This is a genomic window from Gottfriedia sp. NPDC056225, assembly GCF_042267765.1.
Taxonomy (GTDB): Bacteria; Bacillota; Bacilli; order Bacillales; family Bacillaceae_G; genus Gottfriedia.
Window position 1 is genome coordinate 49,553 of the sequence record NZ_JBHJTJ010000006.1, and the last position, 16,267, is coordinate 65,819.

Sequence of the window (16,267 nt, forward strand, 5' to 3'; positions counted from 1 at the left end):
TATTTACGAAAATGCTTAATTTCATAAATCAAATTATTAAAAAATTAAGGGAAAGAGCCTTCTTTTAAATGAAGATTCTTTTTACGCTGTTGAAAAATGAAATTATCTATCAATAAGCAATATTTTCAATGTAAAAAAAGCTGATGTTGTTCAAATTCTCACTTTCCATGGGGCGAGATTCCCTTTTTCAATAATGAACATTGTATATTTCACCACAAAACACAAAGAACCTTCGTCTAAAAAATGAAGGTTCTTTTTTCGTGGTGAAGTTTATTGATAAACCTGAACAGGTATAAAGACTTCAGGCATACCAGCAGCATATGCAGCTACTTCGTATTCTTTAAAAATCAACTTGATTCCTGCATGGTCAAATGCCCATAATCGATTTTTATCACTCAAGTCAATCTCATTCGGAGATTTTATTAAAACATATCCTTTATATTTCTTTTGCAATTGTTGATAAGCATATTCTTGGACTGATTTTGTATTTTCGTTAATTAGCTTAGATAATGGGACTATTTCACCGGTTTTAACATCAAAATTATTTGTAGTTCCTGATGTCATTCCATGCGCTCCACCTGTGTATGAATATTCATTATAAATGATACTTAATTTATCAAGATTATTATAAAGTACTTTATAAGTAAAAACATATTCATAAGGTCTCCATGGGCCTTGGCTAGAATCCCATTTTGCCTTAGCTTCTTTCTCATCTTCCAATAGTTTTAAACGATTATTATTGGCTGTATCTGCCCCTTGTTTTAAAAGATTATTTATCGTTTGTTGTGCTGTTGAATTAGGTGCTCCACTGATTTGTGGATATTTAATAGGTGCATCATTTAATTTTTGTTCACTGATTTTAATATGTCGGGTTAATGCATTTTCCTTGATTGGCGTTTTTGTTTCAGCATTACTAGACAAAGTAAAGCTGAAATTAATACTACCAATCATTAGTAATAATAAGAAATAATAAACAAGTTTTTTCAATAGACTCCTCCTACTTTCTTTATCAAAAAATAGTATGAGTATCTTTTAATGTATTTATGAAATAATTTGCTATCCTCATAAGAGTATTCTAGTAATTATCAAATTCTATTTAACTAATTTAAACAATTTCATTGCTACATCCAGTGTAATTGGTTTCATTTTTTGACTATTAGAAAAGACAATTACAATTGTTTTTGAGATTGGATCGAAGACATTTATACAATCAATTCCACGAAAGACTCCATGATTATATACATATCCCCCTTTATTATAAATTCCGAACGCATAATGATGTTGATATGGCTTAATAAATTGAACAAAACTTTTATTGGATATTAGTTTATGCGATAAGAGTGCCTCGTCCATTTTTTGTATTCCTGTAACTGTTGAATAAATATCACCACAGCCTAGTAGGTAGCTAAAATTTGGAAGTCGTAATTGCTTCGGTTCGCTGTTAGTTTGAATTAATTTATATCCTATTGCATGATTCTCTTTTTTGTAAAAATCATTCCCTTGTCCAATTTCAGTAATTTTCGCTTTATCAAAAATATTTGTTTTAACACTTTCTCCATATGATTTCCCAGTTACTTTCTCAATAACGTAAGCAAGTAACATATAATTTGCGTCATTATAATCCCATTTGTTTAACGGTTTATACTGGCTATTTGATTTAATTATTTCTTTAATTAGATTGGTTGATGAAATCGTATTAAATAACTCTTTTTGCATTTTAATTCCAGAAGTATGTGAAATTAAATGAAATAAAGTTAATTTTGACCCATTCGGAAAATTCGGTATGTATTTTGAAATTGGATCGTTAAAAGAGATCAAACCTTTTTCATTTAATTGCATTAACGATGTGGCAACAAAAAATTTAGAAATCGAAGCAACTGGATAATAAGTATTTGGTGTATTCGGTAACTGACTAGTGACATTTCGATATCCATATCCCTTTTTAAAAATATTTTCTTCATTTTTGCTAACAAGTACGACTCCGTTAAAATGAATCTGCCGTAAATAGGTATCCATTGCTCTCGTATTCTTATTTTTGTTAGTAGAAAATTCCGTTTTACCTTCTTTAAAGTGACTCGAAACCTTTGCCTTAGTAGGGCTTTTATGCCAGATAAAACTACAAAGAGGAAGCATTACAATAAAAAAACAAGTTATCACTAATAGATAAAACTTTTTCATTAATCCACCATCCCTGTAGAGTAGAGATTTTTGGGAACCACTATCCTTCTCCAACTAAAATCAAAATCACCTTTACTTAATTGTAATAACGATCTCGTCCATTATTTTTTATATTTTCATTAGAAAAAATTTACCTTAATTTTAACAATTTATTATCTAACGCTTAATTAAAAGGGTGTATGGTTAATTTTTTATTTTTTCTTCGGTGTTATAATACGTCTAGCTAAAAATTAAGAAAGGTGAAAACAAATGGACAAAATCCATATTTTTCGTTCAAAAACCTTAAGATTTTTGTTTTATACTGCGTTTTATTTATCAATTTTACTTGCACTACTGTACTTGTACGGATTTAAAGATGCTTTTACTGGCACCTATATATATAACGATTTTTAGGACGTGAAAAGATGAAATCAATTATTGAACAAATAGACTTATGGGCTATCAATACCCCAGACACGATTGCTTTTCAAAATAGTGATTATTCATTAACTTATAAAACTTTAAAACAACAATCAGATGCCATTGCTAGTTGGATCGTTAAAAATAATTTTGGGAATAAGCCAATTATTGTATATGGTCACATGCAATTAGATATGATTTCAACTTTCTTAGGATGTGTAAAAGCAGGTTGTGCTTATATCCCGGTTGATGAGTCGATTCCTTTTGAAAGGCTCAAAAAGATGATAACTAACTCTGGGGCAACTTTATTAATAACTCCAAAGGAATTTTCATTAGAATTTGAAGCAATTAAAGTCATAAATCTTGGCGAACTACAAAAGATTATTCGTTCTACAAATCTAATTGATTCTTTAACTGATTTCCATGTTAAAGACGATGAAACATTTTACATTATTTATACTTCTGGAAGTACTGGCGATCCAAAAGGAGTTCAAATTACTGAAAAAAACTTACGCAGCTTTTCCGGGTGGATTTTAAAAGATTTTAATTTACAAAAAGGACAACGATTTTTGAATCAAGCACCTTTCTCTTTTGATTTATCAGTGATGGATTTATATCCTTCATTATTATCAGGTGGAACACTTATTGCAGTTGAAAAATCATTGATTGAACGACCTAAATTATTATTCGATTATTTAATGGAAAGAGATCTCGAAGTTTGGACTTCTACACCATCCTTTATAGAGATGTGCATGATGAATCCAGATTTTAACGAAGCCTTCCTACCTAAATTAAAGACTTTTCTCTTTTGTGGTGAAGTACTTTCGAATAATACCGCTAAACAGCTTTTATCTCGATTTCCTAATGCGGAGATTTATAATACTTATGGTCCAACGGAAGCAACTGTTGCAGTAACATTTGTAAAAATTACAGAAGAAGTGATCAACAAATATTCACCGTTACCGATTGGCGCACCAAAAGACGATACAATTATTTACATTATGGATGAGTTGGGGAATCCACTCCCTGAAGGGTCAACTGGAGAAATTATTATAGCAGGTCCAAGTGTTAGTAAAGGCTATCTTAATAATCAATTAAAAACTGAAGCAGCTTATGACCAGATCAATGGAATGAATGCCTATAAAACTGGTGATTCGGGTTACTTTGAAAATGGTCTGCTATTCTATAAAGGTAGAATTGATTTCCAAATAAAGCTACACGGTTATCGTATTGAAATTGAAGATATTGAAAATAACATTAGAAAATTACCATTAGTTCATTCTGCAGTTGTATTACCAGAAATGAAGGATGGTAAATGTATAAATTTACACTGCTTAGTGGTCGTTAAGAAACATAATTTTGAAAAGGAATATCACTTAACACGTTTTTTAAAAGAAGAATTAACTAAATTTATGCCAACTTATATGATACCGAGAAAATTTAGCTATCAATCAAGTTTGCCAATGACTACTAATGGTAAAGTAGATCGAAAAAAATTATTGGAGCAAGTATACCAATGATTCCATATGGTACTTTTACGTTTTTTGGTATTTTATTTGTTCTATTAATCCCAGCGGTCATAATAGGCTTTTTAGGAAAAAGATTAACTCACTACACATCATTTCTTACTTTTGTGTTTTTATTAATAATCTTTTCCTCTTCTAAAATACAAACCTTCTATTTAGTTGGCTATATACTCTGGGTAGTCATTTTAATAAAAGGTTATAGTGTTTATCGAAAGAAAGCGAACCATTCCTTTGTTTATTATTCAAGTGTATTTTTATCGATTTTACCTTTAATTATTGTAAAGGTATCACCAATCTTTGAAAGTACTACAATCTTAGGTTTTTTAGGGATATCCTATTTAACGTTTAAGACAACACAAGTAATTATCGAACTTCGTGACCAAAGTATAAAGGGAATTAAAACTGCTGATTTCTTGAGGTTTTTATTGTTTTTCCCAACTATTTCTTCTGGTCCAATCGATCGATTTAGAAGATTTCAACAGGATTCTCAAAAGGTACTAACAGCTATTGAATATCGTGAGTATTTTCAAATTGGAGTTCATAAAATATTCATTGGTTTTCTCTATAAATATATAATTGGATATTTAATTAACACACACATCGTTGAAACTCGGTTTGCATTAGGGCATACATTTGTTTCAAATCTGACGTATATGTATGCATATAGTTTGTATTTATTTTTTGATTTTGCAGGCTATAGTGCATTTGCGATCGGTGTCAGCTATTTAGTAGGTATTAAAACCCCTGAAAACTTTAATATGCCATTTATTAGCCGGAATATAAAAGATTTTTGGAATCGCTGGCACATGAGCCTATCTTTTTGGTTTCGAGACTATATATATATGAGAATTGTATTCTTACTTACAAAGAAAAAAATCATTAAAAACAGAAGAAATATTTCATATATCGGATATACCACCCTATTTTTAGTAATGGGTGCATGGCATGGACTTCAAATAAATTATCTACTCTATGGCTTATATCAAGCAATATTGATGTGTAGTTTTGATTGGTTTGAACAGTTCAATAAGAAAAAAAAGATTTGGAAAAATAATAAACTAACACATTTATTAGCGGTCATTATTACATTTCACTTTATTTGTTTTGGATTTTTAATATTTTCAGGACATCTAGTGAACTAAAGGAGCCATCTATATAATGGAAAATTTAAGAGAAGAAGTTTTAAAAATTTTAGCTGATTTATGTAATACGGATGAAGTCATCGAAAACCCAGATGTACTTATTTTCGAAGATGGATTATTAGATTCATTTGGAACGGTTAGCTTATTAGTCGAAATTGAGGAACAAATCGGTATTAACGTAACGATTTCTGACTTTGATCGCGAGGAGTGGGCAACACCAAATAAGATTATTTCAATTCTAGAGGCTAGAAGATGAAAAAGGTCCAATTTTTTGGTATGATAACGGCTATTTTCATATTTTTACTTGCCCTATATCTTCCAAATTCTTTTTATGAACTTTTTATTACAAAAGAGAGATTAAATAACACAGCAGCATCTTTAAACCCTAAAACATTTCAAGGCACTTTACTTCAAGATAAAATGTTAACCGACCCGAAATTTTTACCGATTTTTGGGTCTTCTGAACTTGCCAGAAGAGACACCTTCCATCCTTCTAGATTTTTTATGGGAGAAAAAAATGAATTCACCCCATATTTAATTGGTAGAGGAGGATCACAAAGTCTCGTTCATTTTCTTGATTTAGCCTCTTTAGGTGATGGAATAAAAAATAAAAAAATCGTATTTGTCTTGTCTCCACAATGGTTTATTCGACGTGGAATTAATAATACTCATTTTTCACCAAATTATTCTGCGCTTCAAACTTATTCATTCGTTCTTAATAGTAAAATTAATCGTTCAGTAAAGAAACAGGCTGCAAAGAGGCTTTTAACGCTATCTATCATAAAAAAAGACTCTTTGTTAGTAACACAATTAAAAGCATTAACTTCAACTAACAAACAAATTAAGTTCAAGGCATTTGTTGAAAAGCCTCTAGCTTACACATATTTTAAAATACTTGAAAAGAAAGATCTTTTTGAAACTGTTATTATGGATCCAGATAAAAATTTCCACTTAACAAAATCAAAGTATGAAGATTTACCCTGGAATAAAGTTGCTAAAGCCGCCGATAAAATAGGTCGTAGTCAATCCAGTTCGAACCATTTTGGGATTAATAATAAATACTATAAAAAATATATCCAAAATCGCCTTGTTACATTTAAAAATTCTAAACGAAATAAAAACTATAGTGTATCACCAGAATATGATGACCTTCAAATGGTATTAGCGGTATTAAAGCAAGAACATACTAAAGCGTTGTTTATTTCCGTTCCAGTAAATGGCCCTTGGTATGATTACGCCGGATTCCCTAAAAAAGTTAGAGAGGTTTATTACAAAAAGGTAAAAAAACAAATTGAAGATGCAGGTTTCCAAGTAGCTGATTTTTCTTCTCATGATTACGATAAGTTTTTCCTAAAAGACACAATTCACTTAGGCTGGAAGGGTTGGGTATATGTAGATCGATCTTTAAATAAGTTTTATTCAGTAAACCATACTCCCCCTACCGCAAGTTTAAATCATAGATATTAATAAAATTCAGACTGTTGACAAGCGCTCGCAATCAGCCTGAATATCAATTTTTGGGACTATGTCTACATTCTACATTCGTTAAAAAAAGCAGACCTTTGTCTGCTTTTTTTCATGTAAAGGAAGCAATATGATGTTGATTTCCACTATAGGATTCTCGCTTTCCATGGGGCGCGCCTGCGGGGTCTTTAGCCTTCCCACACCTCCCATAGGAGTCGAGAACCTTTCCGTTCCAATCAACTTCTCAAAATAAAAAGCGTGCAATAAATAACCTTACTAAATACCTTTAGTTAGAAAAAAAGAAATTAAATACTCAATTATTTTGATAACATTAGTAAATCTTCTATTTATAAACCAATAATTGAATGTGTTCTTCAAACAATTAGCACTTCAATAATTTATATTCTGATAAAGAGGAACTACTAAAGTTTGTTAGTATTACACAAACAAATTATCTTTTAAAACAAATAAATAATAACATTACAAGAAATTTACCATCAAATAGATCACTTAGTAACATTTTAACTAATGATCTGCATTTTTTTGTCTCCAAATAATAAGCGTGTATTTTTACTAAGCAAACTAAAAAGTAAATATATTCTCGAATCAGCCAAATACTAAATAAACAAAAACTTAAAACTTGATTTATAATAAAAAAGTTAACATTCATAAAATTAAATTGTTGAAGGAAGGTTTCTATTTTGGCACATATTTTAGTAGCAGGTAAAATTCCAGAAAAGGCTGAGGAACTTTTAAAAGATCATCATGTCACTGTTTTTGAAAATGAGCAATTAATTACTGAAGACCAATTATGTGAATTAGTTAGTGAGGTTGATGCAATTTTAAGTTTGCTATCTACTCCTATTACAAAAAGAGTAATTGATTCAGCTAAAAATGTAAAAATTATCGCTAATTACGGAGCAGGATTTAATAATATCGATGTTGATTATGCATCTAGTAAAGGAATCCATGTTTCAAACACACCAATGGTTTCTACAGACGCAACTGCGGAGTTAACTTTTGGAATTCTTTTAGCTATTTCTAGAAAAATAGTCGAAGGAGACGAACTTTGCCGCACAAAAGGTTTCGAAGGATGGGCTCCATTATTTTTTAGAGGAACAGAAGTATCCGGAAAAACGATTGGAATTTTTGGTTTTGGAAATATCGGACAAGCAGTAGCTAAGCGTGCTAAAGCATTTAATATGAATATTATTTATAATCAACCAAGAAGATTAAGTAATGAGCTTGAACAAGAATTAAATGCAACTTATGTATCATTAGAAGAATTAATACAGACTTCTGACTATATATCACTTCACTGCCCTTATAAACAAGAGCTACACCATTTATTTGGTAAAGATGAGTTCACAAAAATGAAAGATACTGCCTTCTTTATAAACGCTGCTAGAGGTCCATTAGTGAACGAGCAGGAATTAGTAGATGCTTTAAAAGACGGCGTAATTGCCGGTGCTGCATTAGATGTATTCGAATTCGAACCAAAAATCACTGAAGAACTAAAATCACTAACAAATGTTGTTTTAACACCCCATATCGGTAATGCAACATATGAAACACGCGATGCTATGTCAGAGATCGCTGCTAAAAATATTATCGAGGTCATGTCTGGTCGACCACCAGTCTCACCTGTAAATGATGTTCTAGTGAAAAACTAGTATATTACCCGCAAGGAAACTGGGAATCCTTGCGGGTTTTTTGTGCCTTTTATTAAATGGAGTTCATTATACTGTTTTAACATTTAAAAAAGCAGTATATCAACGAGAAACTGCTATATATCAACGAGAAACTTCAGTATATCAACGAGAAACTTCAGTATATCAACGAGAAACTTCAGTATATCAACGAGAAACTTCAGTATATCAACGAGAATTAGTGTTATATCAACGGAGTTCACAGCTTTTTCAATATAGTTCACATAGTGTTCGTGTTTTCAATATTATAAAAGCAATGCTTTAATGGCCTAATCATCTTATGAACAAATCCCCACACTTTATGAACAAAACAGCAAAAACGGCTACAATGCTAAGAATCGCCACCCATCAAAAAAAGAGGATATCTCAAAATGAGACATCCTCTCTAATTTATTATTGGCTTACAGGTACTACAGCACCTTTATATTTTTTAATAATGAAATCTTGGATCTCTTTAGAGTGTAATACTTTAACAAGTTCTTTGATTTCTTTTTTGTTTTTATCACCTTTACGAACAGCAATAATGTTTACGTATGGAGAATCTTTACCTTCTAAAGCAATTGCATCTTTCATTGGATTTAATCCAGCATCAATTGCATAGTTTGTGTTGATTAATACTGCGTCACCTTCGTTGTTTTGATAAACTTTTGGAAGCATACCAGCGTCAACATTAGCTTCGAATTTTAAGTGTTTTGGATTCTCAGCGATGTCTTTAATTTGAGCAGTAGTTGGATCAACACCTGCTTTAAGTTTAATTAGACCTTCATGTTGTAATAAGCTTAACATACGACCATGGTCAGCTACAGAGCTACTCATGATAATTTTAGCTCCATCTGGTAGATCATCTAAGCTCTTATATTTTTTAGAGTAAACACCGATTGGCTCGATATGAATACCACCAGCGTTTTCAAATTTATAACCATTTTCTTTCATTTGAGACTCTAAATAAGGAATGTGTTGGAAATAGTTTGCATCTAATTCTTTTGAAGCTAATGCCTTATTTGGTAAAACATAATCTTGGAATTTAACAATTTTCAAGTTAATTCCTTCTTTTTTAAGAATTGGTTTAGCTTGTTCTAAAATAACTGCGTGAGGTACATTTGATGCACCTACTACTAATTCTTTATCTTTATTATTAGCACCACATGCTGCTAAAGATAATGCTAATACACCTGCTCCTAAAATTCCTGCGATTCTTTTGAATTTCACTGTCGTTTCCTCCCTAATATCATTAAGCTCTTTTATCTATTTTTGTTGTAATTAAATCACCAATAAATTGAAGAATAAATACGATTAATAAAATAATAATTGTCGCAACAAATGTCACTTCGTTATTTGAACGTTGGTATCCTTCCATAAATGCTAAGTTACCAAGTCCACCACCACCTACTACACCAGCCATTGCTGTATAACCAACAATCGCAATAGTAGTAACTGTTAAACCTGAGATAATTGCTGGTAATGCTTCTGGAATTAACACTTTTACGATGATTGTGAAAGTACTAGCTCCCATTGCTCTTGCAGCTTCAATTACACCTTTATCTATTTCACGTAAGCCGATCTCAACCATTCTTGCATAGAATGGTGCAGCACCGATAATAAGTGCAGGTAATGCTGCTTTTGCACCAAGCATTGAACCAAGAATAAAGATTGTAAACGGAATTAGTAAAATGATTAATATGATAAACGGTATTGAACGAAAAATATTTACAAACGCTGCTAGGATTGTATTAAAAAATTTATTTTCAAGAAGTTGGTCTTTACTAGTTAAAAATAAGAATAAACCGATTATTAATCCAAAAATAAACGTTGCCACCGCACCTATAACTGTCATAAATAATGTTTCTTGAGTTGCTATACGCATAGCTTCCCAATCAACATTTTGAAAAAGTTGTGTCATCTTATGCTACCTCCACTTCAACTTGTTTTGATTCTAAATAAGCAATTGCGTCTTTGATGTTATTTCTATCTCCAACAAGTTGAATTTTCATTGTCCCATAAGAGCCTTCAGCGGTTTGAACAATTTTTCCTTGTAAAATATTCACTTCAATTTCAAAGTGTTTTACTACTTCAGAAATATGCGGTTGGTCTGCTTGTCCATTTTTAAACGTTAGCTTGTAAGTATTATCATTCCCAACACTTTTAGAAATTACTTCATTGTCCAATTCTTCATCTGTGCCTTTAATTTGCTTTACAAATTTCTTCGTAATTGATTGTTTAGGATGTGTAAATACATCTACAACATGGCCTTCTTCTACAACTTGTCCATTTTCCATTACGGCAACTCGTTGGCAAATTTTTTGTATAACATGCATTTCATGTGTGATTAGAATAATTGTAATACCTAACTGCTTATTAATATTTGTAAGCAAAGCTAAGATTGAATCAGTAGTTTCTGGATCTAATGCAGAAGTTGCTTCATCACATAAAAGAACATCTGGATTATTAGCTAATGCTCTTGCAATTCCAACACGTTGCTTTTGTCCACCACTTAGTTCAGAAGGATAAGCATTTTCTCTTCCTTCAAGTCCCACTAGTTTGACTAATTCCTTCGCACGAGTAATGCTTTCCTGTTTAGGTACTTTAGCAATTTCAAGTGGGAAAAGTATATTTTCTAATACAGTTCTTGACCATAATAAATTAAAATGTTGGAAAATCATTCCTATCTTCTGTCTTGCTTTTCTTAATTGACTAGATGAACATTTCGAAATAGATTGACCATTAATAATAACCTCACCTGATGTTGGTGATTCAAGTCCATTTAGCATACGTAATAGCGTACTTTTCCCTGCGCCGCTATATCCGATCATGCCAAAAATCTCACCTGCACTAATCGTTAACGATACATTTTGTACCGCGGTAACTGTGCCTTTTTTACCCTTGTATATTTTACTTACATTATTTATTTGAATCATACTAGTTCTCCTTTCAAAACATTCTAACAACTCATTCTTCAATTTTTTGTAAGAACGTACTTTTTTAGTCGCATAATACAAAAAAACCTTTCAACTCACATGAGCAGAAAGGTTTTACATACAAAAAGTATTCCTTTCTCTCATCTCTCAAAGCAATTTGCTTTGCAGGAATTAGCACCATTTCAATGACGATCATTGACGGTTGCTGGGTTTCATAGGGCACAGTCCCTCCACCTCTCTCGATAAGAGTTAACTTACGATTATATAAAGTTGTCAACGTATTTTATAGCTTACTTACCAATATTCCTTAGTAAATACTGCTTGCTTTAACGTAATTCTCATTCTACAAACTTAGACACAAGTTGTCAACAATTTTCCAAAAGTTTTTTATCACTTTCTACACCTGTATATTGAAAAATTGTTTCAATCAGTAGTAATAAGCGGTAATTTCCGTCAAATGAAGCATCATTTAGTTTTAACAATAGACTTAATCTTTGCGAACCTGAATATAACGATTCCCATCCATCTTTTGTAAAGTTAACTCTAAGTTGAGGTATTGAGCGATCGATTACCTCAATAAAAGGTGCCTTTTTGCTAAATCTAACAAATAGTTTTTCATTTATTCCGTTAAACTCAACTATTTTTTCTTCAATTGGTAAAATAATTTGTAAATATTCTTTTTTTATAAATAAGTTTCTAGCTTGTCCAACCCACTCCTTAATTTCCATCTTAAACACCTCTTTTTGGATTCTTTAATCTATTTTCTCATAGATTAGAGGTGTGTTCTTTATATTTCGCTCGACATTTACTTGATAAAAATCTATTATTTAATATTTTTTCTACACCATTCAACTCATTTCCCGAGAAATATGTCTAAAAACAGGAAATAGTTTAAGGCAATTAAAAAAGAGCGCATCATTTCGTATGCACTCATCGTTTAATATATAAATTATATTTTTTTAACAGTTCATGTAAATATGGAACAGATTGGAAAGCGTAGATTTTTTGTTTCATTTCCCCATTTTCAAAAATAAGTAAACAAGGTACACTTTCGATCTTCCAGCTTTGAGCTTCCTCCACAATTTCATTAATATTTACCTTACTCATTGGTAAATTTGGCAGAATCTCGTTAACAATTTCTAGCATTTTTGATGCTACTTGGCATGTACCACACATTGCGGTATATATATATATCACGGTAGTCTCTTTTGACTGTATTCTTTGCATTAAATCTGTCTTTGTCCATTGCTGCATGATCATTATTCCTCTTTAATTTGTTCGTAAATAATCCGTAAATACTGAAATATCCGCTCCTAATAATACACTTGCTAAATGTTGACTTGGAGCTGTTGCTACTTCTCGATAACTTCGATCAATGTACAGATGTTCAGCCTGTGGAAATTCTCTTTTTAACAATCTTCTAAGCTTTTCACCAGCCTCGTCTGCATCGACTAACACATAAATTTCTCTTAAATCTAACATTTCAGCAAGCTCATCTAGCTTTGAAGTACCAACTGTACCATTCGTACAGATAATATCTACAGGCTCCTTTATAATCGTCTGTATTTTTCTCTTATCAGTAGTACCTTCGACAATGATAACTTTTCTTTGATCTTCAATATTCACTGGGCATCACCTAATGTATAGGACTCAAAAACTTTTGACTAAAAATCTTTTGTATATAGTATATTCGATTTTCCCTTTGTTGTTTCCTTTTTTTCCCTAAATGAAAATGTCCCTTTAAATTATGTTTTATGTAAATAAGTTAAGCTTTATTACTACAATTATACACATAAATTTTAAAAAACACCCATATGGACACTTCAGAATATTGGCAAACGCACTAGATCTTCGTTACTTCAACTGTTTGCGATCCTAATTACTGTCTAGAATAACGCCACTCTGAATCAGCCAACTTGTCTCGATGCTTTTTCAATGAAAATTCTATAAATAAAAAGCGCCCCAAAAGGACGCTTAATGTAAGATAATTAGTCTTGGTTAATCATTTCTTCATATTGACCAGCAGTCATTAACTCATCAAGTTCAGAAGCGTTTGTAGCTTCAACCACTACCATCCATGCTTTTTCGTAAGGAGATTCGTTTACGAATTCAGGATTTTCATCTAAATCAGCATTTACTTCAATTACTTTACCGCTGATTGGAGCATAAAGTTCAGATACTGTTTTTACAGACTCAACGCTACCGAATGGCTCATTGATAGTAAGATCATCTCCTACTTCTGGTAGCTCAACAAATACGATATCTCCAAGCTCTGATTGAGCAAAATGAGTAATACCGATATAGTATTTATTACCTTCAACTTTTACCCACTCATGTTCTTCTGAATAACGTAGTTCATTTGGAATTGACATTGTGAAATCCTCCTCTGATTAATTACCTTAAATTTTATAGTTATTTTATAACCAAACTTTTTCAAATACTTCCTCATTAAAACCAACTGTTGCTTGATCTCCATTAAAAACTAGAGGTCTTTTAATTAATTTACCATCTGAACTTAATAGCTCTAATAGCTCGTCCTCAGTTTTTGTTGGAATAACATCCTTCAATCCAAGCTCACGATATTTAACGCCACTTGTATTAAATAATTTATTTATAGAAAGTCCACTTGCTTTATAAATATCATCAAGTAACTCCTTTGAAGGTGGATTTAATGTAATATCAATTGCTTCTACTGTAATATTATGCTCTTTAAGCCATGAAGCAGCTTTTCGACAAGTTCCACATTTTGGATATGTATAAAAAATGATACTCATTTAGCAACTCCTCCCAAATTCTATTTTATCACAGGGAATAAGTGAGTTAAAATAGTTCCGTTCGAAAATTCTGTAATAATTTGTCGCACATTAACAGTATACCAATATTAACGATACTAAACTAGAGTAACGTTCGTGTTTTGATACATTTTCTAACAGAAATCATATATTATTCTAAAATACCATAGTAATTACCCAAAACCTTGGACCAATCACTTAAATATAACTCAACTTATACTAGTATGGCACAATCCATGGGAAAATTATCCTTTTAAACGCATTTAATTACAGAAAAAACTGCCGATCTAAAATCAGCAGTTTTTTTAAAATTATACAGTATAACGCTCATCAGCTAAAACATCAGCTGCAATTTCACGTTTCTTCGCAATTACATTAATTGGCGTGTGCCGTGTAAACTTACGAAGTGCTGAAGTCATCATTCGTAAAGTATCTCCAGACTCAACAGCTACAAGTGTTTCTTTAGCATGTGCTTCGATTTCGTTAAATGCTTCTTGGCAGAATACTTGAGTATAAAGTAATTTTTGATTCGATTTTTCAAGACCTATTTTATTAATTGCTTTTTCAGTACGCAGAACTGTCGATTCCATTGCGTATACATTGCTTACTATATCAGCAATATTGACTAGAATTTCCTGTTCATTACTTAATGCTTTACCGAATTTTTGAACTGCTAGACCAGCAATCATAATTGCAATTTTCTTTGCATTACGTACTAGATATTTTTCTTGCTCTAACGGCGCATCCCCAACTTCTGATGGCATTAACATCATTAATTCTTCTTGAATTTGTTCTGCTTGTTGAAGTAATGGCAGTTCTCCCTTCATTGCTTTTCGAAGGAATGTGCTTGGTACAATTAAACGATTAATTTCATTTGTACCTTCAAAAATTCGATTAATACGTGAATCACGGTAAATTCTCTCAATTTCGTATTCAGCCATGAAACCATATCCACCATGGATTTGTACACCTTCGTCAGCTACATAGTCTAATACTTCTGAACAGAAGAATTTGTTTAATGAACATTCAATAGCGTACTCAGCCACAGCTGCTGCAACTGCTTTAGGATCTTTTGCTTGCTCCTCTGTTAATTGACTGAAGCGGTCTTCAAAAAGTCCTACAGTACGATATGCTGAGCTTTCACTCGCATAAATTTTTGTAGCCATACTTGCTAATTTTTCTTGAATTAAACTAAATTTAGCAATTGGCGTTTTGAATTGTTGACGTTGATTCGCATAGATTGCTGATAATTCTAAAGCACGTTTTGAACCACCAACTGTACCTACAGCCAATTTATAGCGACCAATATTTAAAATATTAAATGCAATAACGTGACCTTTTCCAATTTCACCTAAAAGGTTTTCTACAGGAACTTTTACATCCTCTAATATCAATGTGCGAGTAGAAGAAGATTTAATACCCATTTTCTTTTCTTCTGGGCCAGTTGAAACTCCTTCAAATTCTCTTTCAACAATAAATGCTGAGAAGTGCTCTCCATCAATTTTTGCATAAACAACAAATACATCAGCAAAAGCTGAGTTTGTAATCCATTGTTTTTCACCATTTAAAATATAATGAGTTCCTTCAGCATTTAATTTAGCAACAGTCTTAGCTCCTAATGCGTCTGACCCTGAACCTGGTTCAGTTAATGCGTAAGCTGCAAATTTTTCGCCTGATGCTAATCCAGGTAAATATTTTTGCTTTTGATCATGATTTCCAAATAATACGATAGGAAGTGTTCCAATTCCAACGTGAGCTCCTTGAGAAAGTGAGAAGCCGCCAGCGCGGGAAATTTTTTCAGTTATTAATGCAGAGCTAATTTTGTCTAATGCAATTCCACCATACTCTTCAGGTACATCCGCAGCTAATAGTCCAAGCTCACCTGCTTGTTTTAACAATCTTACTGTTCGGTCAAATTCATGTTGCTCTAAATACTCTAACTCAGGTAATACTTCATTAATGACAAACTCTTCAGTTGTTTTCGCAATTAATTTATGCTCATCTGAAAAATCCTCTGGAGTAAATACTTTATCAAATGTCACTTCATTCGTTAAGAAGCTTCCGCCTTTAAGTAAATCACCAATTGTTTTTTCCATCAATAACTCCTCCTATTTAATTAAGTAATTATTTGAAAACCTATTT

18 protein-coding genes and 1 riboswitch are annotated in these 16,267 nt (G+C 31.9%); of the genes, 7 read left to right on the plus strand and 11 right to left on the minus strand.

Going from position 1 to position 16,267, the window contains the following annotated elements:
• Positions 1 to 270: 270 nt before the first annotated feature.
• Positions 271 to 987, minus strand: coding sequence for a DUF3298 and DUF4163 domain-containing protein (locus ACFCYN_RS06505; protein WP_375948272.1), 717 nt, complete (start codon positions 985 to 987; stop codon positions 271 to 273).
• 105 nt (positions 988 to 1,092) lie between these two features.
• Positions 1,093 to 2,178, minus strand: coding sequence for a serine hydrolase domain-containing protein (locus ACFCYN_RS06510; protein WP_375948273.1), 1,086 nt, complete (start codon positions 2,176 to 2,178; stop codon positions 1,093 to 1,095).
• 249 nt (positions 2,179 to 2,427) lie between these two features.
• Here ACFCYN_RS06510 and dltX point away from each other — a divergent pair, with 249 nt between their 5' ends.
• From dltX to ACFCYN_RS06545, 7 genes are all read left to right on the plus strand, one after another.
• Complete coding sequence (gene dltX / locus ACFCYN_RS06515) at positions 2,428 to 2,571, plus strand: teichoic acid D-Ala incorporation-associated protein DltX (RefSeq protein ID WP_098118600.1); 144 nt, start codon at positions 2,428 to 2,430, stop codon at positions 2,569 to 2,571.
• 11 nt (positions 2,572 to 2,582) lie between these two features.
• A complete protein-coding gene (gene dltA, locus ACFCYN_RS06520; RefSeq protein WP_375948275.1) occupies positions 2,583 to 4,097 on the plus strand; it encodes a D-alanine--poly(phosphoribitol) ligase subunit DltA in 1,515 nt (504 codons plus the stop codon).
• Positions 4,094 to 5,245 (plus strand): D-alanyl-lipoteichoic acid biosynthesis protein DltB, encoded by a 1,152-nt coding sequence (gene dltB / locus ACFCYN_RS06525; RefSeq protein WP_375948277.1) that lies wholly within the window; start codon positions 4,094 to 4,096, stop codon positions 5,243 to 5,245. The genes dltA and dltB overlap by 4 nt, the downstream gene beginning before the upstream one ends.
• A gap of 16 nt (positions 5,246 to 5,261) precedes the next feature.
• Complete coding sequence (dltC, locus tag ACFCYN_RS06530) at positions 5,262 to 5,501, plus strand: D-alanine--poly(phosphoribitol) ligase subunit 2 (protein ID WP_098118603.1); 240 nt, start codon at positions 5,262 to 5,264, stop codon at positions 5,499 to 5,501.
• Positions 5,498 to 6,712: a D-alanyl-lipoteichoic acid biosynthesis protein DltD gene (dltD, locus tag ACFCYN_RS06535; protein ID WP_375948279.1), complete on the plus strand. Its 1,215-nt coding sequence runs from the start codon at positions 5,498 to 5,500 to the stop codon at positions 6,710 to 6,712. The genes dltC and dltD overlap by 4 nt, the downstream gene beginning before the upstream one ends.
• A 698-nt stretch (positions 6,713 to 7,410) precedes the next feature.
• On the plus strand, positions 7,411 to 8,382 hold the full coding sequence (locus tag ACFCYN_RS06540) for a 2-hydroxyacid dehydrogenase family protein (RefSeq protein WP_375948280.1): 972 nt from the start codon (positions 7,411 to 7,413) through the stop codon (positions 8,380 to 8,382).
• Positions 8,383 to 8,422: 40 nt separating this feature from the next.
• Complete coding sequence (locus ACFCYN_RS06545) at positions 8,423 to 8,683, plus strand: hypothetical protein (RefSeq protein ID WP_375948282.1); 261 nt, start codon at positions 8,423 to 8,425, stop codon at positions 8,681 to 8,683.
• A 128-nt stretch (positions 8,684 to 8,811) separates the two neighbouring features.
• On the opposite strand, the gene metQ is transcribed toward ACFCYN_RS06545, so the two are convergent.
• The 9 genes from metQ to ACFCYN_RS06590 form a co-directional block, all read right to left on the minus strand.
• Positions 8,812 to 9,627, minus strand: a complete 816-nt coding sequence (gene metQ, locus ACFCYN_RS06550; RefSeq protein ID WP_172446150.1) for a methionine ABC transporter substrate-binding lipoprotein MetQ — start codon at positions 9,625 to 9,627, stop codon at positions 8,812 to 8,814.
• A 22-nt stretch (positions 9,628 to 9,649) separates the two neighbouring features.
• Entirely contained in the window at positions 9,650 to 10,318 is a 669-nt protein-coding gene (locus ACFCYN_RS06555) for a methionine ABC transporter permease (protein ID WP_375948284.1), read from the minus strand.
• Position 10,319: 1 nt separating this feature from the next.
• Positions 10,320 to 11,333: a methionine ABC transporter ATP-binding protein gene (locus ACFCYN_RS06560; RefSeq protein WP_172446152.1), complete on the minus strand. Its 1,014-nt coding sequence runs from the start codon at positions 11,331 to 11,333 to the stop codon at positions 10,320 to 10,322.
• A 137-nt stretch (positions 11,334 to 11,470) separates the two neighbouring features.
• A riboswitch (SAM riboswitch) is annotated at positions 11,471 to 11,582 on the minus strand.
• Positions 11,583 to 11,698: 116 nt separating this feature from the next.
• Complete coding sequence (locus tag ACFCYN_RS06565; RefSeq protein ID WP_172446153.1) at positions 11,699 to 12,061, minus strand: hypothetical protein; 363 nt, start codon at positions 12,059 to 12,061, stop codon at positions 11,699 to 11,701.
• 202 nt (positions 12,062 to 12,263) lie between these two features.
• On the minus strand, positions 12,264 to 12,587 hold the full coding sequence (locus ACFCYN_RS06570; protein WP_098118611.1) for a thioredoxin family protein: 324 nt from the start codon (positions 12,585 to 12,587) through the stop codon (positions 12,264 to 12,266).
• A gap of 15 nt (positions 12,588 to 12,602) precedes the next feature.
• Entirely contained in the window at positions 12,603 to 12,953 is a 351-nt protein-coding gene (locus tag ACFCYN_RS06575; protein WP_091023583.1) for a ribonuclease M5, read from the minus strand.
• 368 nt (positions 12,954 to 13,321) lie between these two features.
• The gene (gcvH, locus tag ACFCYN_RS06580; RefSeq protein ID WP_098118612.1) at positions 13,322 to 13,705 is read right to left on the minus strand and encodes a glycine cleavage system protein GcvH; all 384 of its coding nucleotides are present in this window, start codon (positions 13,703 to 13,705) and stop codon (positions 13,322 to 13,324) included.
• 45 nt (positions 13,706 to 13,750) lie between these two features.
• A complete protein-coding gene (locus ACFCYN_RS06585) occupies positions 13,751 to 14,107 on the minus strand; it encodes an arsenate reductase family protein (protein WP_375948288.1) in 357 nt (118 codons plus the stop codon).
• A gap of 329 nt (positions 14,108 to 14,436) precedes the next feature.
• On the minus strand, positions 14,437 to 16,221 hold the full coding sequence (locus tag ACFCYN_RS06590; protein WP_375948289.1) for an acyl-CoA dehydrogenase family protein: 1,785 nt from the start codon (positions 16,219 to 16,221) through the stop codon (positions 14,437 to 14,439).
• Between the last annotated feature and the right edge of the window lie 46 nt (positions 16,222 to 16,267).